Origin of the sequence: Chitinivorax sp. B, assembly GCF_005503445.1 — a bacterium.
Lineage (GTDB): Bacteria > Pseudomonadota > Gammaproteobacteria > Burkholderiales > SCOH01 > Chitinivorax.
The window spans coordinates 21,606-45,428 of the sequence record NZ_SCOH01000027.1; the positions used below are offsets into that span (position 1 = coordinate 21,606).

The 23,823-nt window shown below is 54.3% G+C and carries 30 protein-coding genes; 1 reads left to right on the plus strand and 29 read right to left on the minus strand.

Features of this window, described 5'->3' with window-relative positions:
• Positions 1–47: 47 nt before the first annotated feature.
• From sctU to FFS57_RS16205, 15 genes are all read right to left on the minus strand, one after another.
• A complete protein-coding gene (gene sctU, locus FFS57_RS16135; protein ID WP_171013998.1) occupies positions 48–1,175 on the minus strand; it encodes a type III secretion system export apparatus subunit SctU in 1,128 nt (375 codons plus the stop codon).
• A complete protein-coding gene (sctT, locus tag FFS57_RS16140; RefSeq protein ID WP_137938843.1) occupies positions 1,172–1,966 on the minus strand; it encodes a type III secretion system export apparatus subunit SctT in 795 nt (264 codons plus the stop codon). Before sctT ends, sctU begins: the two co-directional genes overlap by 4 nt.
• Before the next feature lie 5 nt (positions 1,967–1,971).
• Positions 1,972–2,232, minus strand: a complete 261-nt coding sequence (gene sctS, locus FFS57_RS16145) for a type III secretion system export apparatus subunit SctS (protein ID WP_137938844.1) — start codon at positions 2,230–2,232, stop codon at positions 1,972–1,974.
• A gap of 8 nt (positions 2,233–2,240) precedes the next feature.
• Positions 2,241–2,897, minus strand: a complete 657-nt coding sequence (gene sctR, locus FFS57_RS16150) for a type III secretion system export apparatus subunit SctR (protein WP_137938845.1) — start codon at positions 2,895–2,897, stop codon at positions 2,241–2,243.
• Positions 2,894–3,904, minus strand: coding sequence for a FliM/FliN family flagellar motor switch protein (locus FFS57_RS16155; RefSeq protein WP_137938846.1), 1,011 nt, complete (start codon positions 3,902–3,904; stop codon positions 2,894–2,896). Before FFS57_RS16155 ends, sctR begins: the two co-directional genes overlap by 4 nt.
• Positions 3,901–4,371: a hypothetical protein gene (locus FFS57_RS16160; RefSeq protein ID WP_137938847.1), complete on the minus strand. Its 471-nt coding sequence runs from the start codon at positions 4,369–4,371 to the stop codon at positions 3,901–3,903. The genes FFS57_RS16155 and FFS57_RS16160 overlap by 4 nt, the downstream gene beginning before the upstream one ends.
• Entirely contained in the window at positions 4,371–4,844 is a 474-nt protein-coding gene (locus FFS57_RS16165; protein ID WP_137938848.1) for a hypothetical protein, read from the minus strand. Before FFS57_RS16165 ends, FFS57_RS16160 begins: the two co-directional genes overlap by 1 nt.
• Complete coding sequence (locus FFS57_RS16170; RefSeq protein ID WP_137938849.1) at positions 4,844–6,184, minus strand: FliI/YscN family ATPase; 1,341 nt, start codon at positions 6,182–6,184, stop codon at positions 4,844–4,846. The genes FFS57_RS16165 and FFS57_RS16170 overlap by 1 nt, the downstream gene beginning before the upstream one ends.
• Positions 6,184–7,113 carry an FHA domain-containing protein gene (locus FFS57_RS16175; RefSeq protein WP_171013999.1) on the minus strand — a complete coding sequence of 310 codons (930 nt, stop codon included), beginning with the start codon at positions 7,111–7,113 and terminating at the stop codon, positions 6,184–6,186. The genes FFS57_RS16170 and FFS57_RS16175 overlap by 1 nt, the downstream gene beginning before the upstream one ends.
• A 63-nt stretch (positions 7,114–7,176) precedes the next feature.
• Positions 7,177–7,629: a CesT family type III secretion system chaperone gene (locus FFS57_RS16180; RefSeq protein WP_171014000.1), complete on the minus strand. Its 453-nt coding sequence runs from the start codon at positions 7,627–7,629 to the stop codon at positions 7,177–7,179.
• 324 nt (positions 7,630–7,953) lie between these two features.
• Entirely contained in the window at positions 7,954–8,412 is a 459-nt protein-coding gene (locus FFS57_RS16185; RefSeq protein WP_137938852.1) for a CesT family type III secretion system chaperone, read from the minus strand.
• A gap of 39 nt (positions 8,413–8,451) precedes the next feature.
• Complete coding sequence (gene sctV / locus FFS57_RS16190; protein WP_137938853.1) at positions 8,452–10,488, minus strand: type III secretion system export apparatus subunit SctV; 2,037 nt, start codon at positions 10,486–10,488, stop codon at positions 8,452–8,454.
• Positions 10,489–10,509: 21 nt separating this feature from the next.
• Positions 10,510–10,845: a hypothetical protein gene (locus tag FFS57_RS16195; RefSeq protein ID WP_137938854.1), complete on the minus strand. Its 336-nt coding sequence runs from the start codon at positions 10,843–10,845 to the stop codon at positions 10,510–10,512.
• Positions 10,842–11,945, minus strand: coding sequence for a hypothetical protein (locus tag FFS57_RS16200; protein ID WP_137938855.1), 1,104 nt, complete (start codon positions 11,943–11,945; stop codon positions 10,842–10,844). The genes FFS57_RS16195 and FFS57_RS16200 overlap by 4 nt, the downstream gene beginning before the upstream one ends.
• Before the next feature lie 2 nt (positions 11,946–11,947).
• On the minus strand, positions 11,948–12,193 hold the full coding sequence (locus tag FFS57_RS16205; RefSeq protein WP_137938856.1) for a hypothetical protein: 246 nt from the start codon (positions 12,191–12,193) through the stop codon (positions 11,948–11,950).
• 68 nt (positions 12,194–12,261) lie between these two features.
• Here FFS57_RS16205 and FFS57_RS16210 point away from each other — a divergent pair, with 68 nt between their 5' ends.
• Positions 12,262–12,786, plus strand: coding sequence for an RNA polymerase sigma factor (locus tag FFS57_RS16210; RefSeq protein WP_137938857.1), 525 nt, complete (start codon positions 12,262–12,264; stop codon positions 12,784–12,786).
• Between the two features lie 92 nt (positions 12,787–12,878).
• On the opposite strand, the gene sctC is transcribed toward FFS57_RS16210, so the two are convergent.
• The 14 genes from sctC to pheA all read right to left on the minus strand — a co-directional run bounded on the left by sctC (position 12,879) and on the right by pheA (position 23,705).
• Complete coding sequence (gene sctC / locus FFS57_RS16215) at positions 12,879–14,480, minus strand: type III secretion system outer membrane ring subunit SctC (RefSeq protein ID WP_171014001.1); 1,602 nt, start codon at positions 14,478–14,480, stop codon at positions 12,879–12,881.
• 108 nt (positions 14,481–14,588) lie between these two features.
• Positions 14,589–14,963, minus strand: a complete 375-nt coding sequence (locus FFS57_RS16220; RefSeq protein WP_137938859.1) for a hypothetical protein — start codon at positions 14,961–14,963, stop codon at positions 14,589–14,591.
• A complete protein-coding gene (locus FFS57_RS16225; protein ID WP_171014002.1) occupies positions 14,963–15,184 on the minus strand; it encodes a hypothetical protein in 222 nt (73 codons plus the stop codon). The genes FFS57_RS16220 and FFS57_RS16225 overlap by 1 nt, the downstream gene beginning before the upstream one ends.
• Complete coding sequence (locus FFS57_RS16230; protein ID WP_171014003.1) at positions 15,177–15,890, minus strand: HrpE/YscL family type III secretion apparatus protein; 714 nt, start codon at positions 15,888–15,890, stop codon at positions 15,177–15,179. The genes FFS57_RS16225 and FFS57_RS16230 overlap by 8 nt, the downstream gene beginning before the upstream one ends.
• Positions 15,877–16,512, minus strand: coding sequence for a hypothetical protein (locus FFS57_RS16235; RefSeq protein WP_137938862.1), 636 nt, complete (start codon positions 16,510–16,512; stop codon positions 15,877–15,879). Before FFS57_RS16235 ends, FFS57_RS16230 begins: the two co-directional genes overlap by 14 nt.
• A complete protein-coding gene (gene sctJ, locus FFS57_RS16240; protein ID WP_137938863.1) occupies positions 16,509–17,315 on the minus strand; it encodes a type III secretion system inner membrane ring lipoprotein SctJ in 807 nt (268 codons plus the stop codon). The genes FFS57_RS16235 and sctJ overlap by 4 nt, the downstream gene beginning before the upstream one ends.
• Complete coding sequence (locus tag FFS57_RS16245) at positions 17,312–17,668, minus strand: EscF/YscF/HrpA family type III secretion system needle major subunit (protein ID WP_137938864.1); 357 nt, start codon at positions 17,666–17,668, stop codon at positions 17,312–17,314. The genes sctJ and FFS57_RS16245 overlap by 4 nt, the downstream gene beginning before the upstream one ends.
• A 79-nt stretch (positions 17,669–17,747) precedes the next feature.
• The gene (locus tag FFS57_RS16250) at positions 17,748–18,545 is read right to left on the minus strand and encodes a hypothetical protein (RefSeq protein WP_137938865.1); all 798 of its coding nucleotides are present in this window, start codon (positions 18,543–18,545) and stop codon (positions 17,748–17,750) included.
• Positions 18,546–18,647: 102 nt separating this feature from the next.
• Positions 18,648–18,881 carry a hypothetical protein gene (locus tag FFS57_RS16255; RefSeq protein ID WP_137938866.1) on the minus strand — a complete coding sequence of 78 codons (234 nt, stop codon included), beginning with the start codon at positions 18,879–18,881 and terminating at the stop codon, positions 18,648–18,650.
• A gap of 83 nt (positions 18,882–18,964) precedes the next feature.
• Positions 18,965–19,462: a hypothetical protein gene (locus FFS57_RS16260; RefSeq protein WP_137938867.1), complete on the minus strand. Its 498-nt coding sequence runs from the start codon at positions 19,460–19,462 to the stop codon at positions 18,965–18,967.
• Complete coding sequence (locus FFS57_RS16265; RefSeq protein ID WP_249384021.1) at positions 19,441–20,319, minus strand: prephenate dehydrogenase; 879 nt, start codon at positions 20,317–20,319, stop codon at positions 19,441–19,443. The genes FFS57_RS16260 and FFS57_RS16265 overlap by 22 nt, the downstream gene beginning before the upstream one ends.
• A 404-nt stretch (positions 20,320–20,723) precedes the next feature.
• Entirely contained in the window at positions 20,724–21,746 is a 1,023-nt protein-coding gene (aroF, locus tag FFS57_RS16270) for a 3-deoxy-7-phosphoheptulonate synthase (protein WP_137938868.1), read from the minus strand.
• Positions 21,747–22,052: 306 nt separating this feature from the next.
• Positions 22,053–22,634, minus strand: coding sequence for an LOG family protein (locus tag FFS57_RS16275; protein ID WP_137938869.1), 582 nt, complete (start codon positions 22,632–22,634; stop codon positions 22,053–22,055).
• The gene (pheA, locus tag FFS57_RS16280) at positions 22,635–23,705 is read right to left on the minus strand and encodes a prephenate dehydratase (RefSeq protein WP_137938870.1); all 1,071 of its coding nucleotides are present in this window, start codon (positions 23,703–23,705) and stop codon (positions 22,635–22,637) included.
• Positions 23,706–23,823 lie beyond the last annotated feature (118 nt).

Genomic DNA, 23,823 nt, shown 5'->3' on the forward strand with positions numbered 1-23,823 from the left:
ACTTGCGACCAAACACATTGTCCACCAACCAAACTCGACAGCTTGCCTCAACACGCTTTACCAGTATCCATAGACGTCAAACTAGCCAGCCAGGCCTCTGCTGCCACAGGGTCGATTTCCGGCATGTCACTTGGCAGGCCGGCCTCAAGCATCTCAGCGATGGCGCGATAGACCAATGCCACTTGGGCCAGTTGCTGGCGCGGTACATACTGGCCTTCGCGTCCTGTCGCATACAGGGTTCGGGCCAAGGGCACATATCGAATGACGGGAATCTGCTCTTCCCGGGCTACATCGATCATCTGCCGGGCCACATCATCATGTCCGCGTGCCACCACACGCGGCGGTACACCATCGGCTTCGTCGAACCATAACGCCACCGCAAAATGTGTAGGATTGACCACGACCGCATTGGACTTGCGAGTGTTTGCGGGTGGCGAGTTCGCCAATTGCATGGCCAGATGACGCCGATGACCTTTTACATGCGGGTCCCCTTCCGACTCCTTGTGCTCCTGTTTGATGTCGTCATGGCTCATACGCAGGTTGCGGATGTGAAAATAGCGCTGCAAACCAACGTCGATCAACGTCAAGGCGAGAAAGATGCCCAGAACGATTCGCCAGATACCCCGCGACAGCAACAGGGTGCCACTCCATACTTGGTCCAACGTTCCTGTTCCGATCAGCAAGGTCGCATGGAAATTGTCACGAATCATGATCCACACAACCGTCAGTACAAGTACTGCTTTGATCAAGCTAAAACCAAAATCGGCAAGATGCTTGGCCGAAAACAGCTGGATGAAATTGTTGAATGGATTGAATTTATCAAACTTGGGCGTCAATGCCTCCGGCGCAATCAGAAAGCCAATCTGCGCCCAGGTTCCAATCAGCACAGCCAGCAAGGCGATCATCAGCGCTGGCAATACAATCATCGCGCCATTTGCAAGCGATACACTGGCAATCTCCTGCACGGCGCGATAAAACGGCATATCAAGCCGTGATAACGCCAGCAGCATGGGTGCTTCCAATATCTCACGACAGCGGCTGCCCATACTCTGCCCTATTTCAAGCAACACGGTACAGGTCAACAACCGCCCCAGATCCTTGCTTTGTGCCACCTGCCCTTTCTTGCGCGCATCATCCAGCTTCTTTTCCGTGGGCTGTTCCGTCTTCTCGCTCATCGAACGCCCCTCCATAACGTGTCGGACAACGTCAAGGTTTGCGCAATCGACTGCCCACCAAACTCCCATAGCGATGCAAGATACACCGCCAGCACCAGCAATGCCGCCAGGCTCTTGATCGGCATCGCAGCAAAATAGATCTGCAGTTGTGGCGCCACCAAGCCCAGCAATGCAAAACCCAAATCGATCAACATCATCAATATCATGGGTGGGGCAACATACAGCAACGTGGCAACCAGCATGTCGTTGAACGCCTCCACCCAGATATCGATATGCCGGTCACTGAACGCCGGCAAGCCTTGCCAGGCAGGCCAGGCCAGGTAGCTTTGATCAATGAAGGCAAGCATTGCCAGAAACGCACCGGTATCCATTGCCAATACCACCAGGGCCTGATTAAGCAACCCGCCCAACGCTGATGCGTCGGCACCGACCGATGGGTTGGAAATCTGCATGGCGTTGGCCCCCCGCTGATTGTCGATATACACCCCTATCGACTGAAACAACCAGAACGGCATGGCCAGCAGGATGCCGAGCATGGCGCCCAGTGCGACCTCCTTGGTCGCCAGTAGACAGAACACCCACCCTTGCGGCGGGTTGGCAGGCCAGTTGACGTAAAGCCCGCCAGCCGTTGGCAGTGCCAATGCCAAAGCAATCACGTTGCGCAGCGTGCCACGCAATACCGTCGGAATCATGGCTGGCAGGATCATCATGCATCCCAGCCAGCGTGGTAACGCCAACGTCAACGCCATCAACGGCTGGTATAAGGTATTGGGATCAAGGTGAGACAGCATGGCCGTCAGTGACCGATGTCAGGGATGATATCGAAAGCCCGCAAGGCAAAGCGGAAGATCTCCCCGCCAATCCAGCCCCCGGTCAACGCCAGCGTCACGCCAACGGCCAGCAACTTGATGACAAACGGCAAGGTTTGATCCTGTAACTGCAACAGCCCCTGCAACAGGGATACCAATACACCGACCAGCGTTGCCACAATCAGGGGTGGGGCAGACAAAGCCACGACCAACAGCAAGCCTTTCTGGAAAAAAACCAGGGTTTCCATCTGCTACCTCATACGTAAGAAAGGGCCAGGCCATGCAGCAACTTGCTCCATCCGTCCAACATCACAAACAGCAGGATCTTCAACGGTAGCGAGATCGTACTGGGCGACACCATCTGCATCCCCAATGCCATCAACAAATTGGAGATGACAAGGTCGATGACGACAAATGGTAGATACAACAAGAAGCTGATTTCGAAAGCAGTCTGCAGCTCGGACACGACAAAAGCGGGCACCAGAATCAGCAAATCCTGCTTGGAAGCTGCATCCCCTTCTGCCTTGGGCCACAACTTGCGCGCACTGGCCAGAAAATGGGTAGCCTGCTCGGGCCGGACATAGCGTTGCATAAAATCACGCAAGGGCGCTGCGGCCAGTTTGACCCGTTCCAACGTCACTTGACTGGTCATTGCTGCTTGCGGAGAGTCCTGATGGAACTGATTGGCCATTCGCGTCAGCACAGGCGACATCACAAACAAGGTCATGGCCATCGCAATACCGTACAGCGCCAAGGTCGGCGGTGCCTGCTGTACACCCAAGGCATTGCGAACCATCAACAGCACGACCGATATTTTCAGGAAGCAGGTCGTCACCATCAGCAGTAATGGCAGCAATGCCATCATTGCCAATAACACCAGCAAGGAGAACGGATCGGCAGTCAGGCCGCTCATGCTGGCTCCGGGTGGAATAACGTGACCACGCGCACCGCCAGTTTGCCATCGATTTCCACGACATCGCCCGTACCGATGGCGTGACCCTGGGCGCGAATGGTGACCTGGGGTGGCAACGCTTCTTCCAGCGCCAGGATGGCCCCCGGCGCCAATGTCGCCAGCGTACCGAAACTGGTCGTCAACCTTCCCAATTCGAAATCCAGCCGCACGGGTAGCGCATCAATCGTTGCTAACGTAGTAATCGACTCCGGCAAGGTGTCGTTGACATCCAGGCCTTCTTGTACTTGTTCATTCATTCCGTCTTGCCTCCATCCCAAGACCTTCAGCGATGCAACTGCCGAATCACGTAACTGCACATTCAGCCATCGTGCACCCACTCGCAGTCGACCCAAGCCTTCCTGATCAAAAAAAGCCTTTGTCAGTACTATGACATCGCCCTTGCGCAACTGTCGCAAGGCACCTCGATCAACCATGGCATAGCCAAGGCTACAAGCCAAATTAGCGGGCAAGTAGACCGGCGCCGGCAACACATGACGACCCGGCTGCCAGCCCGGTATATCGCGTACCACGCTCCAGCGCGCGGCAGGTGCCAATGCCGTACAATCGAAACTTGCCCCTGTGGTATCCACCAACCGAATGGTCATCGCCAGACAGCCATCTGGGACCATTTCTATCTTGCCTGGCCGTCCCAACTGCAATGCACGCCGCAACGACATCGGCAGCAGTGCGACCGCGACCTCCCGCAATACATCGGCCAAGGCATCGCCGCCACACACGTCGATGCCGCTGGCAACAGCCAACCAACGATCACCCTCCACCAACCAAATCGGACCGGCCTCGCCCTCCATCCGCAAAGCTGGCTGATTCGACCCCGTCCGCGCGCTGAACAATTCCATGTGGGCAAATGGGGCATCCAGGACCCATTGTCTGCCGCCCCGCAACCAATCTGACCAGGCGGCCGACGTGGCACTCAGTTGCCGCCAAGAAACCGGCCGGGCGATGGTCATGGTGTCACCTCCAAATCAACAGCTTGTGCGAAGAAATTCGCCAGATTTGCACCCAATCCAGCCTGACGCGTCGACAGCCATCGGCGCATTGCCAAGTCACGTACCCCAAGACAAATCCGTATCCCGTCAGAACCGGGGATCATGTTCACCCGAACCTCCGTCATACCGGGCAACAGCAGGCTGAATTGCTGCGGTTCATTACCTAATGGTGCTGCTTTCAAGGCGGCCAGCAATTGCTGTTCAGCCTGATCTGCCGCGGGTGGCATGACCGCAGCGACAGAATGGGACGTTGTTTCATCCTGTTGAAACAGGCCAGCAGGCATCAGCAGACTGATCGGAGAGAGTGCGGCCGATAGACTTTGCCATTCATTCAGTACACTGCGTGGCAACTGATTTGCCATAGCGGGTATGCCGACTGTCGTTCTTGATCCAGTCACGGCATGCCGTTGCTCAAAACCGGTTCTCACTATTCTTCCTCCATTGGTTTGAGCTGGACTGCCAGCTCGGCTAATTTCTCGACTGCGACATAAGCAGCCTGCCGTTGCTTGACGGCCATTACCCATTGCTCATTGGCCTGGGCCAATCGCAATGTGGCCTCAGCTATCGCCTGATCGGCCTCTTCAAGCTGCAGTGATAACCCCGATTCCCAATCACGCCAGATACACAAGGCGGGTGCCGGCAGCGGCTGATGGCGTAGCCGTCTATTGGCGTATTCACGCTTCAGGCTCGACAGAATCAACGTGCCACGGTACCTGCCGATAGCCTGCTCGACCTCACGCTGTGTCTCCTCACATCGTCCCCTGGCTCGTGCCAACGCCGCCTCTTCGGTTTGCAGGCGATGCGCGCGCAAACCCTGCATCGTCGCGATCAATACCCTGGTACCAGCAGCAGGTGCAGGTGGTACCTCACTGTCATCCAATCGCCATTTGGGCCGTTGCATTACGTACCGTTACCCGACGATAAGGACGCCAGTTGCGTGCAAGTTTTCTCGAAGGGTGAGGTATCGCGCGTATCCTGTTGCAACCAGGACTTCAATGCCGGCTGCATCTGAACGGCCTGATCCGATGCCGCATCCTGCCCGGCACGGTATTCACCCAGCCTGATCAATAGCTCCAGTTCTCGATATTGGGCCAGCCACTGTCGTAACTTGCGGGCTGCGCTCACCTGTTGTTTCGGGACGATGTTGTCCATGATCCGGCTAAGGCTGGCCAGCACGTCAATCGCGGGATAGTGCCCTTGCTCAGCCAGTTTGCGGGGCAGCACAATATGTCCGTCCAGTAACGATTTGGCCTCCTCCCCGAGTGGATCAGCCGGCCCCTCCGATTCGGCCAGAACCGTATAGATGGCGGTAATTGAACCTTGCTGGGTATTGCCGGCCCGCTCGATCAAGCGGGGCAACAAGGTATAGACTGATGGGGGGAACCCGCCACGAGTCGGCGGCTCACCGGCCGCCAAGCCGATTTCGCGCTGTGCCCGACCGAATCGGGTGAGCGAATCAATCAGCAACAACACGCGGTAACCCTGATCACGCAAGCCTTCGGCAACCGCCGTCGCAGTGAATGCCGCGCGAGCACGCTCCATCGATGTTCTGTCAGATGTAGCGCAGACCAACACAGATTTCGCGACCAGCGTTTCATCCATCTCATGTTCCAGAAATTCACGCAGTTCACGCCCCCGTTCGCCAATCAGCCCAAATACAACCGCGTCCACTGCGGCCCCACGGGCAATGGCTGCCAACAAGGTCGTCTTGCCACAGCCCGGCCCTGCAAACACCCCAACACGCTGGCCATAACCCAGGGTAATCAAGCCATCAATGGCCCGAACGCCCGTTGCAAAAGGCTGCGTAATGCGAGGGCGTTCGGTCGGGGGCGGTGCATCACGAATCGCCGGTACCACCTGCTGAATCGGCGGTAGCGGTTTGCCATCCAGTGGCCGACCGAAACCATCCAGTACCCGCCCAAACAGTTCCGGCCCAACCGGTATGCTGTGACGGGTTCCCAAGGGCCTGATTTCGGTTGCGGGAGAGACCCCTTCCAGTGCCTCCAATGCCGATAGCAACACATTCGAGCCGTTGAATCCGACCACTTCAGCCAGCATGCAGTCTGTCGGCTCATCCGACAGACGCAGTTCGCATAGCTCCCCCACGCAAGCCCCCGCAGCCTGGCCTTCGATCAGTGTGCCCAGCACCTGCTTGACCCGCCCACGTAGTACTGGGGCCGGCAATTGCAGTACCGTGCGCTTTAGTCTGGCAGTGACGGCATCCAGGTGAACCGTATCCATCACCACACGATCTCCAATGCCCGCTTCCCATCAAAGCGCAACTTGCCGCCGTTGATCTCCACCAGCCGGTAGCCGGCCAACATATCGCCTGGGTAAAGTCGGTCCCCGTTCGCCGTCACCACGCTGGCATGTGGCCCACCATTCACCTGTACGATTCGAAACGGCAGGAGTTTCGCTGCCGGCGTCACCAACGCCTTGATTTCAATTGCAGGCTTGAATGACTCATCAAACTTCACCAACAAACGCTCCAGGCTGGCCGCCTCGTCCCGATTCAGATCGCCACTCATCAGCAGCCCATTGGGTTGCCGTTCTATGGCTACTTTGCTGTCCAGATCGCGTGCGCGCAGGGCGGCATGCAATTCACGGGATAGCTGTTCAACATCAGTATGTTTGGCGGGTGCCGGCGACACAGCCGTTGGTAGCATGGGTTGATCCGGCTGCGGGGGGAGCATCGCCGACGGTACTGGCGCAGATTCCGTTTCAGTCAGCGCCCATTTGGCGGCTGCCCCCCAGGCTGCCGCCGCGAAACAGCCCACCGCCACCACTAGCCAAGTCATGTAACGACGAGGACGCCTTGCGTTCTGACGCACCGGTTGCGAATCCGGTATGGCCACCACTGGCAGCGCATCCGGCCACGCTTGATCAGGGGCATCAAATGCAAGCCACAGGCCACTGATCTCATATCGCATACCTGCCAACAACAATTCATCCGTTGTTACGCGCGTACCGTTCTGGCGATGTATCTGACCATCCTGTGGACGCAGCACCCAACCATCGGGTACGGGAACCAGCTGCAAGTGTTGCTCGGTCACACCAGGATCCAGCAACATGATGTCTGCGGACCGACCGCTTCCCAGCACCAGCGCGGTATCTCCCAAGACGAGCGCAGCCCCGCGATGCAGCCCATTCAAAATACGTAATTCCAGCATGGTGCAACCTTTCAATCCTTCAGAAACAACTTGGCAGGCCGTGTTCATCCATCTACGCGTCGTCTATACCGGCGGACCCGACATACTGGCGCCGTCGGCCGCAGCAATCTCGGCACGCCATTGCCTGGCCTGTCTGGCCTGGCCGTGCAACACACGGGCGAGACCGGGACCGTCAATATTTGACCCGTTCAACCGTGTCATCATGACCACATGGCGGGTAGAAGGCAGAATGCCAAAGCAGGACTCCACTTCCCGTCCGGCCAACAACAAGATGTTGCGTACCAGCAGATCACGATAGACAGTCACGCTCAGCGCTGGGCAGACAGGTCCGAAATCACACAGAATGATCCATTGCGGCATGGGCGGCGGCGTATCGGTAACACTGAACAGCACACCTTCAATCCACCACTGTGTTGCATTCTCAACCTGCATGATCGCGCCTAGTTGCTGGATCAATACGGCCGTCAATTTCTCGCTGCATCCACCTGCCACATCCAGCTCCTTCACCCTATCCAACGCCCAGTCAGGCGCTCATGGCGCACTGCTTATCCGTTAAGTGACAAAAACAGGATTTCGGTTCATTCCGGCATGAAATTGTTCAGCACCACATTGATTTATCCACACAACGCCATGCCTGGCCAAACAAAGGAAGTGAGACGTCAGAAGCGTGTGCGACAGTATTGGTCACGCTCAAGAAAGAAAACGGCCAGGTCAGCCATACGAACCGGCGCCCAAGAAGATCAGGCATGGCGGCTGATGGCCATCAACCATGCAATTGAGTGTAAGGCGCCCCTGTAGATGGACACGGGCAACAACCCTACATTGCCCGTGGCATGGCTGTCACATCAGATGCACCTGGCACGATAGTGACGACCCGGACATGTCCGTCGACTTTGTAGTGGGTTGTTCAGCGCGCCATAAGCTGGACATTTCCGCCATTTGGCGAGACCGGATGAATAATCCCGCAACGCTGAAGTCATGCAACTCAATGGACAGACACAGCACGATGCGTGTCGTCCCGGGTATCAGGCAATATGCCCCCTCGCCTTCCCCGAAGAGAAATACATTGCTGGTCAGGAAAAATGCATATGCAGCCTGTGTAGCACGATCCGGCAACACACCGAAATCACAATACAGGAGCACTTTGGGCCGAATGCCATCCTGTTGATCCAGATTGCATTGGAAGCGAATACCATCCATGAACCAGGCTTCAGTCTGAACAAGCAAACTGTCTTCGAGCAAATTGGCCAGTTCGCGCAAAACCTTGCAATAGATATCGTCAGCCTTCATGGCCGGCATGATTCACCTCTTGAATTAGGTTCTGTTGATCGAGACCCATTACAAACGACATAACGGTTGCACCGTCACCGAGTTACTGATCTCGGAAAATGACAGGACTGGCAGGTCAAAAAACTGCTCCTCGATCAACTTGCGCAAGCACCTTCGCAGATCCTGGGCAACCAACAGCACCACGCGCTCCTGTGAGTCCCGTGTTGCCAGCCTGATACGCTGGATCTGCTCAAGCAGTGCCTGTGTTTGTGCTGGCGTCAATGCGAAAAAAACACCGTGGACAGTCTGCCGGATCGTATCGCGCAATTGAGTCTCGGTTTCCTGTTCCAGCAAAATGGCTTGCAATTGACCGTTTGGCGCATATTCATGTGACAGCTGGTTACGCAATGCAATGCGCACAAAATCAGTCAGCAATCCGACATCCCGCTCTCGCTGCCCCCAATCGATCAGTGTTTCCATGATCAGTCGCATATTCCGGATCGATACCACATCAGCAGCCAGGCGTTGGAAGATGTCTGTGATCCGTCCCAACGGCAACACACGGGTCGACTCTTTCACCAGTTCGGGATGTTTGAATTCCAGCCAGCTCAAGTAACGCTGGGTTTCCTGCATGCCAATGAAGCTACTGAGGTGGCGTTGCATGGCCAAGTCGATTCGGTCAGCAGCGGCATGAATGAACAATTGGAAAGACACACCCGCTGTCGATAGCGCATCGGCCTGCGTATACGCAACCCAACATCCATCCGCTTCCTCGGCTTCCGGCTCACAGCCGAGGGCTTGCAGCTCGACTGCACTGCGACGAACCCACAAGGCATCCCAGCGCAGTACCAGATACAACACAGGTATTTCATGCACCGCGAATCGCAATGAAGCCGGCGCCAACGTTGTATCAGGCTCATATTCAAGGGAGGGCACCACCATCCCATAATCTTCAATCAGGACGTTTTGACGCAAGCGGAGCTCGTCGATCAGCCGATACATGCGTGGATCAGCATAGCTATCCAGACTGCACGCCAGCCAGAGTGGCCTCACCGCCGAGAATGCATTGGCCTCCGGGACCAGATAGGGCCCCTGGGATACCTCAGCACCATCGCGTTTCGCATGACGCAACTTGTAGTACCCCGCCCCTGCCGACAATGCAGCCAGGATCAAAAAGACCAAACTGGGCATGCCGGGTACCAGTGCAAAGATCACCATGACACCTGCAGCAATGATCAATGCCCGCGGTTCGGCAAATAGTTGGCGGGCAATTTCCTGACCAACGTTCTCGGTAGTGCTGTCACCACTGGAAACACGGGTAATGATCAAGCCGGCACAGAGCGAAATCAGTAGTGCTGGAATCTGTGCAATCAAGCCATCACCTATGGTCAGTACCGAATAGGTCCGCATCGCCTCACCAGCAGGCATGCCCCGCTGTAGTACGCCGATTGAAATCCCGCCGATCAGGTTGACCGCTACCACCATCAGACCGGCAATGGCATCACCTTTGACAAATTTCATGGCGCCATCCATCGCCCCGAACAGCTGGCTCTCTTTCCCAAGGTCCTCACGCTTGGCTCTTGCCTGGGCGGCATCCAGAAGGCCAGCACGAAGATCGCTGTCGATCGACATCTGCTTGCCCGGCATGGCATCCAGCGTAAAACGTGCTGACACCTCAGCAACCCGCTCCGATCCTTTGGTGATCACCAGAAACTGTACTACCGTCAGAATCAGGAAAATCACCATCCCAACCACCAGATTGCCACCCACCACGAATTGCCCAAAGGCTTCGACAATATGCCCGGCATCGGCTTCCAGCAGAATCAGACGGCTGGTGGAAACCTCCAACGCCAGACGGAATAAGGTCGTGACCAGCAGTACGGCCGGAAAAGTGGAAAATGCGAGCGGGCCTGGCACATACAATGCAATTACCACCAACAGGCATGAAATGCAGATGTTGAGCGCAATCAACATGTCCACCAGCCAGATCGGCAGTGGTAAAACCAGCATGAAGACAATCGAGATGACCACACCCACCGCAACCACTTCAGAGCGGGCCGCAGCCAGACGTGCCAATGCCATCAACCTGGACTGAATTTGATTCATGTCACACCAGACTAAAAAGACTCAAGCGATCAAACGCTGCATGATCTGCAATTGATCCTGCAGGTGTGGTATCAACAGCTGGGTCAACGGCAATCGACAAATCAGTAGTAGATCATCGTTGCGGCCGACACCCGGCAGTATCGAATGAAAGTGTTCGGGAGCCTGCCACCGACGGGTCAGGATAGTAGAGAGCAGATCATGCTGACGATTGCCGCCCAATATCAGTAATGCAAACAGCCAGCAGGTGTCGGCCTGCGCCAACCGAAGTTCGAACTGGTTCGACAGGTTGACAGCTGCCGATCGGTTATACATTGCCGCCTCCAGCAAGCCGGGAAGCGAGGTCTGCCATTCGTTCATGTCCATCCCCTGCTGGCATGCTCACTGACCGAATCACTGGCGGACAATGACACCAACCGGTGATCAAGTATGGTCAGCGCCTTTCCTCGGTTGTCCTCGCCTCCGGTCCAGATTGCAAGTGGGCTGTCTGCCAGATAGGCACGAAATGCGCTGAGCAGACTGACTTGGTTCGCAGGGGGGCTATCGGGCAAGCCATTGATCAGATCAAACAACGCCTGGGCAAATATCGGCCCCCCAGCCAACCCCAGCACGGCTTTGGCTATTGTCGATTCACTTTTGCCAGACGGCATTCGCCGCTGAACCAGCGATTGTCGCAGATTCCCTGCCTGCCCAAGTAAGGTCCGCAGGGTGCCCAACTGGTGCAGATCTCTCAAAATCTGCCCACTGCCCGCGGCACCAAGCGAATGACTCGATACCGACAATTCAGTAGCTAATGTTTTGCGCAGCTTTTCAATGGCAACAGATAAATCCTGATCGCCGATTTGTTGTTGAAGCAGTTTCAACCAGGAGTGGGGCTGATTGGCCCGCCCCAAGATATTCTGGAAATAAAGCTGTCTTTCCGCCTGCTGTGTCGTCTGCGCCACGTGCGTAGCAAGCTGTGCACAGATCAAAGCCCCCTCTGACCGCCACAATGCGCCACAAGCGTGCTCCGCCAGCTCACCGGCCACATGGTCACCAGCCTGCCTGGCGTCATCCAGAGCAAGCTCGAGCACCAATGCCCGCAGTGCGACGTCCGGCTGTCGTCCTTCAAGCCAACTGGCAGCCTTTTCCGGATCACGCCCAAGGCGCTCTCGAAACTCACGGGCTGTTGCGCCCAGACGATCCCGCTGAACTTGATTGTTCAGCAATTCGCGCAAGGCCTCCAGTCGCGCCACCTTATTCCACTGATTCGGCGTTGTGGTTTTGCTGAGCTGCTTCTCCAGCTGATGCTTCTGACGTTCGATCGATTCGCTCAAGCGAAAGGAAGCTTCTTCTGCACCTGCCCCCAGCGGGTCCATCGCCTTCGAATCAAACATGTTGGTAGCGGCAGGTGGTGTCGTATTGTTGGCCTGCGTCAATGGCATCTCCATCCGCAGGTTGGCAATCCCTAAATCAGCCACAGTCATTCTCCTAAAACATCGCTATCCGTTGAGTGACCGTTCGCAACAGCTGGTTCCATGGGGCTGGTGATTTTAAGTTTTGTTGACAATCCACCTAGCGTTTTTTGAAAAACAAAAAAACACCTCTCGCCCAAACAAAAAACAAACAAAAAAATCAACCAATTAAAAAAATCAAGTACTGGCATCGAAGCTGCAAATGCATCGACACGGCCACCAACAGCCTCGTTCCAAATGTCGGCATACCACATCAATGATGTGCCCTTAACGGAACGGTGCCAGGCCGAACTCGATAACACACTCAGTTCGGAGCTCTTTCATGAATACGCCAGTCAATCCAACCGATACCACCATTCTCAACCTGGAAGTCCTCGCCAAGCAGCACGGCCGACGCCTGTATCACTTTTTGAGAAAACACGTTGGAAACCACGATGCGGAAGATCTGATGCAATCAACCTATGTGGAAGCGCTACGTTGTGCCGATCACTTTCAAGGTGAGTCCAAGCCGGAAACATGGCTGTTTGGTATTGCCATGAATCTGGTTCGTCACCATTTGGCCCGCTCGCCGGAAAAGCGTTATGAATTTGTTGATGAAGGTGTGCAGGAAGAGCACCTGATCAGTACCGTTGATCCGGCCCAGAATGTCGAGGAGTGGCAACTGGTCAATCGAACAGTCCATGCGCTGGAACAGCTACCGGACGATATGCGAGAGACATTGCTACTTGTTGTGGAAGAGGAATTGCCTTATGAGCAGGCTGCAGCCCAATTACAGATCCCGATCGGCACAGTCAGATCCCGCATCTCGCGAGCGCGAACACAACTGAAGCAAGCTGTTTACGCCTGACGATGACCAATAGGTTGACAGCCACTGCGCCAATCAGATCATTGGCGCAGTGGCTGTCATTCCCGTTACGGGCCATGGTAGAGGCAAACGATCTACATGGGGGCCATGGCTGCTTGCGGCGAGAGTTGTTCAGCCCTCGCAGCGAGGGCACCTGGAAGATCGCGCGCAATTTTGCGCGGCATAATGATGAACAGACGTTCACGTGTTGATCGAGTCTGCTGACGGTTCGAGAACAACTTACCGATCAATGGCAATTCACCCAATACTGGAATACGCCGTTCGCGACTGCTTTCATTTTGTGAACGGTAACCACCAATCACCAGCGATTGGCCATGTGACACGATGGCTTGTGTGCTGATTGTACTTCGCGTCACCTCCGGCGCGTCGACCGGGCCATGCACATCACCATCCTCAATATCCACCGACAGTTGAATTGCCGGCGCTTCACCTGGTGTCTCAATCAATCTGGGCGTGACTCGCAGCAGGGTTCCTGCCGTGATGGTTTTGGCATCGACCGCCCGTTCGCCCACCAGACGCAGGTAACGGGTTTTGCTCAGATCGAGCACGGCGGCAAAATTATCCAGTGTCATGACACCCGGTCTTGCCAACACCTGGGCCTCACCTTGTTCTTCCAGCGCCCGCAATCGTACATAAAATCGGTCGAATCCTGCCATCAATACTGCAGATCCGCCACTGGCCAGGGCTTCGCCAAAGTCAAAGCGACCATGCTTGCCCGATACCGAAAAATCTGTACCCAGCTCATGTAACCGGTCCCGATCGACATCCACAATCATGGCTTCGATTTCTACCATCGATTGCGCCACATCCAGTTGCTCGATCAAACGTTGGTAATAACTGTATCGATTGGGTTCATCACGAATAATCAGTGCATTCAACCTTGGATCGGCAGCAATCTTCGTACCACGAGTTGCCACACCAGTTGGTGCAGTCGACCCGTTGGCAACGGGCCCGGCATCCCTGCTGGCGGGTAATCGAGGGTTGCCGGGTTTACTCTCGCGAGCGTGATCGCCCAAAATGCTGCGCAAAATACTGGCAACCCCAGGCACCACAATATGCTGGTCTCGAAATGTTAAGTCCCGGTCCTCGACCGAGGCATGACGCAAACGAAACACCATTGCATCGCCTTGATTCCGTTCTTGTCGCAAACCATCAACGGCCTCGCGCACCAACTGAACATATTCCTTTGGCCCGGATAGGATGACCGCCCCCTCTTCCTGAACCTCCCCCCAGCCAAAGCGACTATCCAGCAAGCCCAGGCCCGTCAATGCCTCTTTGATGGAGGACACCGTGTCGATTCCCACCGACAACGTTGTGGTACGCTGGTCTGTACCATTTCCAATGTACAACTTACCACCATAAACGAACCAGGTGAGCCGGTATTGTGCGGCAAGGCGGTCCAGGAAATCCTTGCCATTCTCGGATTGCCACCGCCCCCTGGCCGGCACCTTGGCTACAGATGGCGCGATGTGCAGTGCCAGACCATAGGTTCCGGCCACATTCCCCATGACCTTTTCCAATGACTCGCCCGCCGCCTGATATGCAAAACTACCAGCTTTAAAGGATTCCGGTACTGCGGCTTTGACTACCGATGTCACCGTATTCAGACAGATCAATCCGATAGGAAGTGTCCGCAGTAACGACCAGGGCCGTATTGAGTGATGACGATTTGGCAAAGTATCCCCAGTTTCCATTATGAATTTTTTACCGAAAGATCCAGCAGCAGGAGTAAACAACTTCATACTTACCCGATTCCGGCCAGGCAGGCCGATGACCCGCATGGCTTAGCCACGTGACGTAGGCTGATCCAACCAGACTGCCCGCTGTTCCACAAGATTCAGCCAGGCATCGACCAATGCTGGTTCGCCAGCATCCAACTCCACCGAGCGAGTGAGCCAGACACCACCATCTTCCGGATTCACCGCCAGCCCCCCTTGATAGTGGGCAACGCTGGCTACTGCCATCTCCAGCCATTCAACGGGTATCCGGTTGTTAATCGGCATCTGGACAGGCAACAGGGCGCGCAGATGACAGTGCCTGTCGCCACGCCAAACGTCGATGACGCCAGCGGTCAGTGACCATGAATAGGCTGGCATGGCACCAAGCCAGAGCTGGCTCAGCAATTGCCTGACTTCATCCAGCATCATGGTTGCATGCATCAGTTGATTCCTCGAATGACACTCTGGATCACATCATGCCGGGTCGACACCAGCAGGTTTTGCGCCCAAGTAGCGTATTGAATCTGTCGCATCAGTTCGGTTACTTCCTGCATGTCTTCTGCCGACATGGGGTTTGCAGATGCCAATTGATCATCCATCAATTGATTCAATTGCCCCAGGCGAACCTGCAGTTGCTGGGTCAGTGGATCAATTTTACTCATTGTTGTGCTCCTGGTTTTTGATATCAGCCACGCTCCCGTCATTGGCCACTGATAAGCAGACCGCCTCAGCTGAATGACCCAATCCTGTACCAGCGTTTTCAACCAGCATGGCTTTCAACGCTGCCACCCGTCCACTGAAACAGGCCCGTACCACGCCATCGGCACATTCGAGTCTGCATTCATCATCAGACAAGGTTGTGTCGACCTGACACGGCCATGGCAATGCACTGACATCGCCCAGCATCGTCATACCTTGAGCGGGCAGGAACAATGTCGCATCACCCCGCTGTCCGTAGTACGTAACCATCGCACGCACAATCGCCTGTACACGCGAAGTTCCAGGTATTGCCACGTGTAGTTGTGTCAGCATGTCACCAGCAAGGTCGAACAGATCCTGTTCAATCCTGGCAAGCAACGGGGAGCGTATTGCGAGCCATGACCGTTCTTGTTCGCGCAGACTGGCCCAATATGCCGCCTCTTGCTGTACGCGCCACGTTTGTACGGATCGCTCCGCTTGATGCATGGCCTCAATACCGATCTGCATCGATTGTTGACGAGCGTGGGTAATCAGCGCTTCTGCTTCCGCTTTTGCCTGGGCCAGTATGTCTTGCGCTTCACCGATTGCGCCAACGAGCTTCGCAGGGACGATGCCATGCGATGGCAGCTCGACAGGTAACGGGCTTTTGATCTGCTCACGAATCCACATTGTGCTCTCCTGCATGTCGTTGCACCGCAACAACATGCCGTAAGGCGGCGGCAGCCAATGCGCGCAATGCAGCCCCCTCCACCTCAGATGATGCCAATCCATCCTCGACGTCCGGTTTGGGCAGACGCAATGCAACCCGTCCCCAGGGCACTGTCACCTCCATGTTTGCCATGACCGTCAGGGCGCTTGAAACACGACTGCTTGGCAGCCCTTGCCCCTGCAAACTTCGGTATCCATAAGCCCATCGAAGATCCTGAATATTTTGTGACGTGGGTACCTGCCCAACCGCCCTCAGATCCTGGGGTAAGATAGGCTGTAGCCTACCCGCCCAATTCGGCGCGATATTCAGCACTAAATCCATCAATACCGCAGCACGTTGCAAGTCTTCGATATCCGCACCGAAAAAAGACAACCACAATCCGTCTGGGGCTGCGGGTGGCAGCACGGCCCATGACCATCGATGGCACCAGGCTGCATAACTCAAGCGAGACGCGATCACACTTGGCGCGAATTTAACCTGCCATTGCAGACCCCATGTATCCGCCAACCAGCTTTCGTCCGTCAATCGCCATGGCTCAAACCATTGTTGCAACCGATCAGGTGTCCAGGCAACATGGGTCATGCAGCGGCTTCCTCACCATTTGCCACCTGCCGGTTTCGCTGTTTCATCCAGTTCAGGGTCAATAAGGCACCACTGACAATCAACAGTACCAGGGTAAAACCCGCCATACCAACCAGCCAACGCAGTGCTGGCAATGACGCGACAGTCACGTCAAATGGGCCAAAACGCACCCACTGAACGGAGGGTGGTACAACATCGGCCGGCATGAATACAACGGAGACGTTGTTTGACGATGATTTCGACAAGCCCGGGATGCTCGATGACACCAATTGATATACACGTGGCCTGACCAGATCCGGATCCAATCCGGTACGGTGTTTGATGAAAACGGCGGCGGAGGACGGCAACAATGGCTCGCCCGGCGCAACGCGTTCGGGTAACACGACATGTACGCGGGCTACCACGACCTGATCTATTTCCCCCAGTGTCACTTCCAGTTCTTGCGACAAGGCATACAGATAACGGGCACGTTCCTCCAGCGGTGTTGAGATCAGTCCTTCTTTCTTGAAAACGTCACCCATCCGATCAGCCGGCCGACGGGGCAAGCCATTTGCCTGCATCAATGCAACGGCACCGGCAATGTCGTTTTCGCTGACCGATACCGCGTAACCGACTTTCAAGGCCCGTTTGCGAACATGTACCCCACCGTTTGATAACACAGCAACTATTTCGTTGGCTTCCTTGTCGGCCAGGCCGCTTTGCAAATCCACTTCATCGCTACACCCCGTCAGGGATAGCAGCAGTACCATCAATAGTACCCTCGGCAGGTATTGGAACAACGGGTGACGCTGCCAATCATTCATTGCAACTTACTCAACTGATCAAGCGATTGGGTTGCCTTGCTGATCACTTTTACCGACAACGCCATTTCGTTGTTGTAATTGGATAAGACCTGTGCAGCCCGCATGATGTCCTGGGGGTCCATACTTCGTTCAGCACGGCGAACTTCTCTGGTCAATGCTTGCTGATCGCGGCCAAATTGACCCGCTGCCTTGGTCAAACCATTGACTACCTTGGCAGAAAGATCACCCTGCCCCAAATCGGCATTCAACATTGAACGAAACAAAGCCATATCCGCCGCAGATGGTATAGATACCGGTGTATCCATCAACGATGACCCATCGATCGTCACGGGGCTATTCAAGATCAGCTTCATATTCACGCCTCGCTTTTCTTGCTCAGACTCAATTCACCAGCCAGGCGGGATACACCCGCCCAAGCCTGATCACCATAGATTAAACGGGCTGCTGCTCTCGGCTAGTTTGCTGCAGCAATTGCCATGCAAACTTCTTCATACTGTCGTTTGAGCCATATTCCGAGACGCGATCATAAGGATTACCGCTGGCATTTCGTCCCCCTGTTGCATTGGCACCTTGTTCCAACGCCACATCTTTCAGGCCAGACTTGATATCGGAAATGCCTTGTTCGAATTTCGACAATTCGTTGCTGTCCAGGTAGTTATCTTCATTCAACTCCTGAGCCCAACTGTTGGCCTTATCCGGTTTGCCAAATTTTGTCGGATTGGCATCCATGTATTCAGCAACAGCCTGTAAATCACCTTTACCAGTAGGGGAGAAATGTCCGCCCCCTTTCCCATCCTTTGCAATTGCTCCGTCAAGGCGGGACTCGGCGTCCAGCGCATTTTTCATATCGATGAAACCATGGTTGCCAATCCGCGAAGCGTAGCCCCAATCATCCTTGGGAGCGCTATTCGAACCATTTGTGCCACCATATCCGCTTTGGTTACCACTAACCTGGTTACCAGCACCAGCATGAGCACTGCTGAACATGCTGATGCCTTTTTCGAATGCCTTGGTCTCCGCCTTGTCCAGGAAGTTATCTTCCGATAGTTCTTCAACCCAGCTCCCCTTTTTATCGGGGGTACCGAAAACTTCCGGGTGTTTGTCCATGAACTGGGCAACCTTCATGAGGTCCCGTTTGCCCGATTCGGAAAAGTGGGCATTATCGCCATCTTTAGCCAACGCGCCTTGCAAGCGACTGGTTGAAATGGATGTGGTATTGATTGATGTCATGATTTTTCCTGAAAAAGCCGGTGAGAAAATCTTTACTCACCAAGCCTTGTTAATTATTTCTGACAAGCTTTGCTTATCGACGCAATTCAGCCGAATCAAAAATCAGCGAACTCGACATGTGCCTTCAGACAAAAAGCCAGCACTCTGATGTGGCTTCCCTTCAACAAGGGCATGCAGTCTTTTATCAAGCTTTGCCAAGTCGCTCATCATGCCTTCGGCAACATCAAGCGTTTTCTCCATCGGTTTGATTGCTGCCTTTAGGCCTATAGCGGCCATTGTCAATTGAGGAATCATTTTTCGCCTTTCCGACATGAAACCATCACAGAGATTGGTCATTGGCCTTATCGATCAACAAGCACATCTGGATATTCAATACCCAGACTTCCCTGATCAATCTCTCTGAGTGGAAGCTACCCAAATTACTTAATTTGCATTTTACTGGCAGCATTCATATAAGCTTCACCACGCTTTTGCATGCAGTCTTCTTTGGTTTGCAATTGCTGGGTTGCAAAGTTTTCAGCTCGGGCTTGAGCAGCCAGGGCCTGCATGTTTTTCATGTAATCGCCCATGTCCATACCACCTGCGTTGCCAAAACCACCAGTGCTACCATTGATATTTGCAGAACTAGACATTTGAATCTCCCTATTTGAGTTAATTAACAGAATAGATACAGCGTGTATCTGCCTGTTAAGTGACATCAGATAGCAACCGGTTCCAAAATTATTTTGAAATTGCTTCAGGCAAGCTGAAAAACCCGCAACATAAACCGTGCAGATCAATTTGAGATGAATGGGAATACGCAGGTGGGCATTGGCACATGCAACCAATGCAGTCATTTCTTTTAAGTAAGAAATAAGAATTGAACGGGCTGCCGTGGACAGCAGCCCGGATAAGACTACTTCAGGCCATCCAACCACGCATTGCGCGCGGTACGAGCTACATCAAACATTTTCTGGAGACCTTCGGCATCATGAGCAGCCAGCATCGTTTGTACGCGGGTCAACTGATCCTGGTAGGCAGCTAACGCTTTCAGCAGGGCTTCACGATTCGCCAGACTGATATCGCGCCACATTTCAGGATGACTGGAAGCAATACGAGTGAAATCCCGAAATCCGGACGCGGCATACTTGAAACACTGATCGGCATTGGGTTTATGCACAATATCATCGACCAGCGCAAACGCCAGCAAATGTGGCAAATGACTAACTGCGGCGAAGATCTGGTCATGTTCCGATGGCGACATCAGACTTAGGCGTGCGCCACAGGTCTGCCATAAATCAGACATCATGTCGACTGCCTGTGTTTGCGTTGCTGGCAAGGGCGTCAACACCACGTTCTTGTTCTCGAACAAGCCAAAGCGAGCCGCCTGTGCGCCACTCTGTTCAGCACCAGCTATGGGGTGCGCCGGCACAAATCGTGGTAAATGTTCACCTAGATGTGCCTTTGCCATGGTCACCACATCCTGCTTGGTGCTACCGACATCCGAAATCAGCGCATGCAATGGCAACGCAGGACGGATGGATTGCATCACTTCAGCCATCTGTCCCACCGGCATGGCCAGGATCACCAGATCAGCCCCTTGTACAGCGCTGGCGACATCCGTCGATGCCTCGTCGATCAGACCCAGGTGCAATGCGCGTTCCAGATTGGCTTGACCGCGCCCAACGCCCACCACATGACCGACTCGCTCTGCCTTGCGTAAACCCAGTGCAAAGCTGCCGCCAATCAAGCCGACCCCCACAACAACCAATTTATTGATGAATTGCCTGGACACCTTACTGTCTTTCTACTGTAGGTAGCAGCACGCCGTGCCAATCCATCGCGATCTCGGTTCGGAGATGACGCTACCGCGTTTTTCCAAGGTTAACCTGATATGCCAAGCTCACATGTTCTGCCACATCGGACAATATGTCTGTGCCTTACGGCACAACACAACATGTTCCCCACATGATGTCGGCGGTTCAACCAATGCCGAAAAAATCGCTTAATTACCGGTGTGATAGTGAATGCTGAACGCGACAACCTGATCCACCGCAGGCTGATACGGAGCGCCTCACTTTGCTCGAGATTGTAACCGGTCTCCGGTCTGATGAACCCATCCGCCACCACCTCAACCTGCGTCTCGCCTTCTGTTACGTAGGCGGCAAATCACACCGCATCAACAGCGGCCGGCACAGCTTAGCCATTCAATGAGCGCCCAAGTGCACCTGCAATCGTAGACAAAGTCTGGTTCAGATCTTTCAGTTCTTGCGGTGTCAAGGCTTGATCCGCATCACACCAAGCATCGCAAGGGCTTGGGTGCATTTCTACCAACAGACCATCGGCACCAGCCGCCACGGCGGCACGGGCCAACGCCGGCACCATCCAAGCCTTGCCTCCTGCGTGTGATGGGTCAACGATCACGGGTAAATGTGTCTCCCGCTTCAATACCGGAATGGCCGTCACATCCAGCACGTTGCGATAAGCCGTTTCAAAAGTACGGATACCACGCTCACAGAAGATAATGTTATGGTTACCACCAGCCGCAATGTACTCGGCAGACATCAACCATTCGGAAATGGTCGCGGACATGCCACGCTTGAGAATGACCGGTTTATTGACCTTGCCGACTTCTTTCAACAGATCGAAATTCTGCATATTTCGCGTGCCGATCTGGATCACATCCACATCCCACTCCATGAAGGTATCGAGCATGCGCACGTCCATCAACTCGGTCACAATTGGCAGGTTGTATACACGCGCAGCATTGCGGAAGTATTCCAGGCCTTTCACCCCAAGCCCTTGAAAGGTATAGGGGCTGGTACGGGGCTTGAAAGCACCACCGCGCATCAGCCGGCAACCGGCCTCATGTGTGTAGCGCGCAGCCAGGTGCATCTGCTCCTGTGTTTCAACAGAGCATGGCCCTCCAATGACTTGAACTGCATTGCCACCCAATTTGACACCACCAATATCGATGACCGTATCGTCTGGGTGCCACTCACGAGCAACAATCTTATATTGCTTGACAATATGAATGGCTTGCTCCACACCAGGTAGCAACTCAAACATATCGGCTTCGAGTTTACGCTCGTCACCAATGGCGCCAATGATTGTGCGCTCAACCCCACGCGATACATGTTCTGCCAAGCCGGCGTCGCGGATGCGGTGAATCACCGCATCGATCTGGGCATCCGATGCACCCCGATTCATGATGATTAACATGATTTACTCCATATGCTGTGAATATTATTGAGCTTGTGTAGTGAAAACAGCGGCTTGAGCAGTATATTTTGAATGATCGCGCAACATTATTGCGTATCAATTGAAATTATTTTTCTATTGTTGCACATTTCATGGCGAATCGCACCCTGTGGGCGACCCTAATGACCGACCACTCTTGTCCGATCAATATCGATACAACTCATATCGTTATAGTTCGTATCATTCCGACAGCCCGGCTGGGCAACAAAAAAACCCGCCTGCATTTGCAATCAGACGGGTTCTTTTCCTGCTACCGGACTCAACCAGTTAGCATGTCACGGGCTGATCCCATTTGGGCCCTGGCGCCACAGGCGTGGTTTTCAGGGCGTCCAACATGGCTTCGACCTCATCACGCACAATCAACAGCCCCCGGTTGTCTTCACGCGCAAAATCTTCATCAATAGTGTGTTCCACCATATGAATCAGTGGGTCGAAATAACGCTCGATATTCAACAAACCGATCGGCTTTGCATGGACACCCAACTGACCCCATGTCACGATCTCGAACAATTCGTCAAAGGTACCAAAACCGCCCGGCATGGCCACAAATGCATCTGCCAACTCGGCCATCTTAGCCTTGCGAGTGTGCATGGAGTCCACGACATGCAATTCGGTGCATCCGCCATGACCGACTTCCTTTTTCATCAAAAAGTCAGGAATCACGCCAATCACTTCCCCCCCGGCAGCCAATGCCGCATCGGCAATCTCGCCCATCAAACCGACATTACCACCACCATACACCAAAGCTAAACCACGCTTGGCCATTGCCTCGCCCAAAGCCCGTGCCGCTACACGATACGATGGGGATTTGCCAAACCGCGAACCGCAAAACACACATATTTTTTTCATTCAAAGCACCGCTACAGGATAAGAACCGAGGACACGTAGGATGACCGCACGATCGGCAAGCTCCTTCATTGCCTTCTGCACACTAGCATCGTCACGATGGCCTTCCACATCCACAAAAAACACGTATTCCCACAAACCGTCTCGCGACGGACGGGATTCAAATTTGGTCATGCTCACGCCATTTTCTGCCAACGGCCCCAGCAACTGGAATACCGCACCCGGCTGGTTCTTTGCGGACATCACCAGCGATGTCTTGTCCTTGCCGGAACGGGTCGCGTCCGATTGCCCAAGCACCAGAAAACGAGTGGTGTTGTTGGGTTCGTCCTCAATATTGGATACGACCTTGATCAGTTCGTAACGTTCCGCCGCTGCCTCTCCGCCAATGGCCGCAAAACCTGGATCAGCGGATGCCAGACGAGCCGCTTCTGCATTACTGGCAACGGCAATCCGCTCCGCATGCGGCAAGTGTAGGTTCAACCATTCATGACATTGCGCCAACGACTGTGAATGGGAATAGATGCGGGTGATCCCGACCAGATCCGGCTGCTTGCGCATCAAATGTTGATGGATACGTAGCACCACCTCACCACACACCTTCAACGGTGTTTGTGTCATCAGATCCAATGAGCGCCCCACAGCACCTTCGGTAGAGTTCTCCACTGGCACCACAGCATAATCGGCCAAACCAGCTTCTGCCTGCCGGAAAACCTCATCAATCGACACACAGGGCTGCAGATTGGCAGCATGACCAAAGTGCTTGACCACAGCAGATTCGCTAAACGTACCCAATGGACCGAGAAACGAAATGGTCAGCGGCTTTTCCAGGCTTAGACAGGCAGACATGATCTCGCGGAACAATCGCGCCATGGATTCTGCCGGTAACGGACCCTGATTCAGCTCCTTGATACGTCGCAGCACTTGCGCTTCTCGCTCCGGGCGATAAACCAGCCCGCCCCCTTTCAACACGCCAATTTCATGTGCATGGGAGGCGCGTTCGTTAATCAATTTGAGAATCTGCACATCGATGGCATCAATAGCATCGCGATGCTGGCGGATCTGATCGTCGGACATTGTCGCACTGCAATAAGGGAGGAAATGAACCATCAGCATAACATAGCGACTTGGTCAGCCAAAGCCCTGAAGTACCGCGGGTTTGCCCCAATGAATACGATTTCGCACGGATTTGCAT

Coding starts and splice junctions, on each gene's coding strand:
- sctU (WP_171013998.1), bottom strand. CDS start 1,175: ATGAGCGAGAAGACGGAACAGCCCACGGAAAAGAAGCTGGATGATGCG.
- sctT (WP_137938843.1), bottom strand. CDS start 1,966: ATGCTGTCTCACCTTGATCCCAATACCTTATACCAGCCGTTGATGGCG.
- sctS (WP_137938844.1), bottom strand. CDS start 2,232: ATGGAAACCCTGGTTTTTTTCCAGAAAGGCTTGCTGTTGGTCGTGGCT.
- sctR (WP_137938845.1), bottom strand. CDS start 2,897: ATGAGCGGCCTGACTGCCGATCCGTTCTCCTTGCTGGTGTTATTGGCA.
- FFS57_RS16155 (WP_137938846.1), bottom strand. CDS start 3,904: ATGACCATCGCCCGGCCGGTTTCTTGGCGGCAACTGAGTGCCACGTCG.
- FFS57_RS16165 (WP_137938848.1), bottom strand. CDS start 4,844: ATGCAACGGCCCAAATGGCGATTGGATGACAGTGAGGTACCACCTGCA.
- FFS57_RS16170 (WP_137938849.1), bottom strand. CDS start 6,184: ATGGATACGGTTCACCTGGATGCCGTCACTGCCAGACTAAAGCGCACG.
- FFS57_RS16175 (WP_171013999.1), bottom strand. CDS start 7,113: ATGCTGGAATTACGTATTTTGAATGGGCTGCATCGCGGGGCTGCGCTC.
- FFS57_RS16185 (WP_137938852.1), bottom strand. CDS start 8,412: ATGCCGGCCATGAAGGCTGACGATATCTATTGCAAGGTTTTGCGCGAA.
- sctV (WP_137938853.1), bottom strand. CDS start 10,488: ATGAATCAAATTCAGTCCAGGTTGATGGCATTGGCACGTCTGGCTGCG.
- FFS57_RS16195 (WP_137938854.1), bottom strand. CDS start 10,845: ATGAACGAATGGCAGACCTCGCTTCCCGGCTTGCTGGAGGCGGCAATG.
- FFS57_RS16205 (WP_137938856.1), bottom strand. CDS start 12,193: ATGTGGTATGCCGACATTTGGAACGAGGCTGTTGGTGGCCGTGTCGAT.
- FFS57_RS16210 (WP_137938857.1), top strand. CDS start 12,262: ATGAATACGCCAGTCAATCCAACCGATACCACCATTCTCAACCTGGAA.
- FFS57_RS16220 (WP_137938859.1), bottom strand. CDS start 14,963: ATGCATGCAACCATGATGCTGGATGAAGTCAGGCAATTGCTGAGCCAG.
- FFS57_RS16225 (WP_171014002.1), bottom strand. CDS start 15,184: ATGAGTAAAATTGATCCACTGACCCAGCAACTGCAGGTTCGCCTGGGG.
- FFS57_RS16230 (WP_171014003.1), bottom strand. CDS start 15,890: ATGTGGATTCGTGAGCAGATCAAAAGCCCGTTACCTGTCGAGCTGCCA.
- FFS57_RS16235 (WP_137938862.1), bottom strand. CDS start 16,512: ATGACCCATGTTGCCTGGACACCTGATCGGTTGCAACAATGGTTTGAG.
- sctJ (WP_137938863.1), bottom strand. CDS start 17,315: ATGAATGATTGGCAGCGTCACCCGTTGTTCCAATACCTGCCGAGGGTA.
- FFS57_RS16245 (WP_137938864.1), bottom strand. CDS start 17,668: ATGAAGCTGATCTTGAATAGCCCCGTGACGATCGATGGGTCATCGTTG.
- FFS57_RS16250 (WP_137938865.1), bottom strand. CDS start 18,545: ATGACATCAATCAATACCACATCCATTTCAACCAGTCGCTTGCAAGGC.
- FFS57_RS16255 (WP_137938866.1), bottom strand. CDS start 18,881: ATGACCAATCTCTGTGATGGTTTCATGTCGGAAAGGCGAAAAATGATT.
- aroF (WP_137938868.1), bottom strand. CDS start 21,746: ATGTTAATCATCATGAATCGGGGTGCATCGGATGCCCAGATCGATGCG.
- FFS57_RS16275 (WP_137938869.1), bottom strand. CDS start 22,634: ATGAAAAAAATATGTGTGTTTTGCGGTTCGCGGTTTGGCAAATCCCCA.
- pheA (WP_137938870.1), bottom strand. CDS start 23,705: ATGTCCGACGATCAGATCCGCCAGCATCGCGATGCTATTGATGCCATC.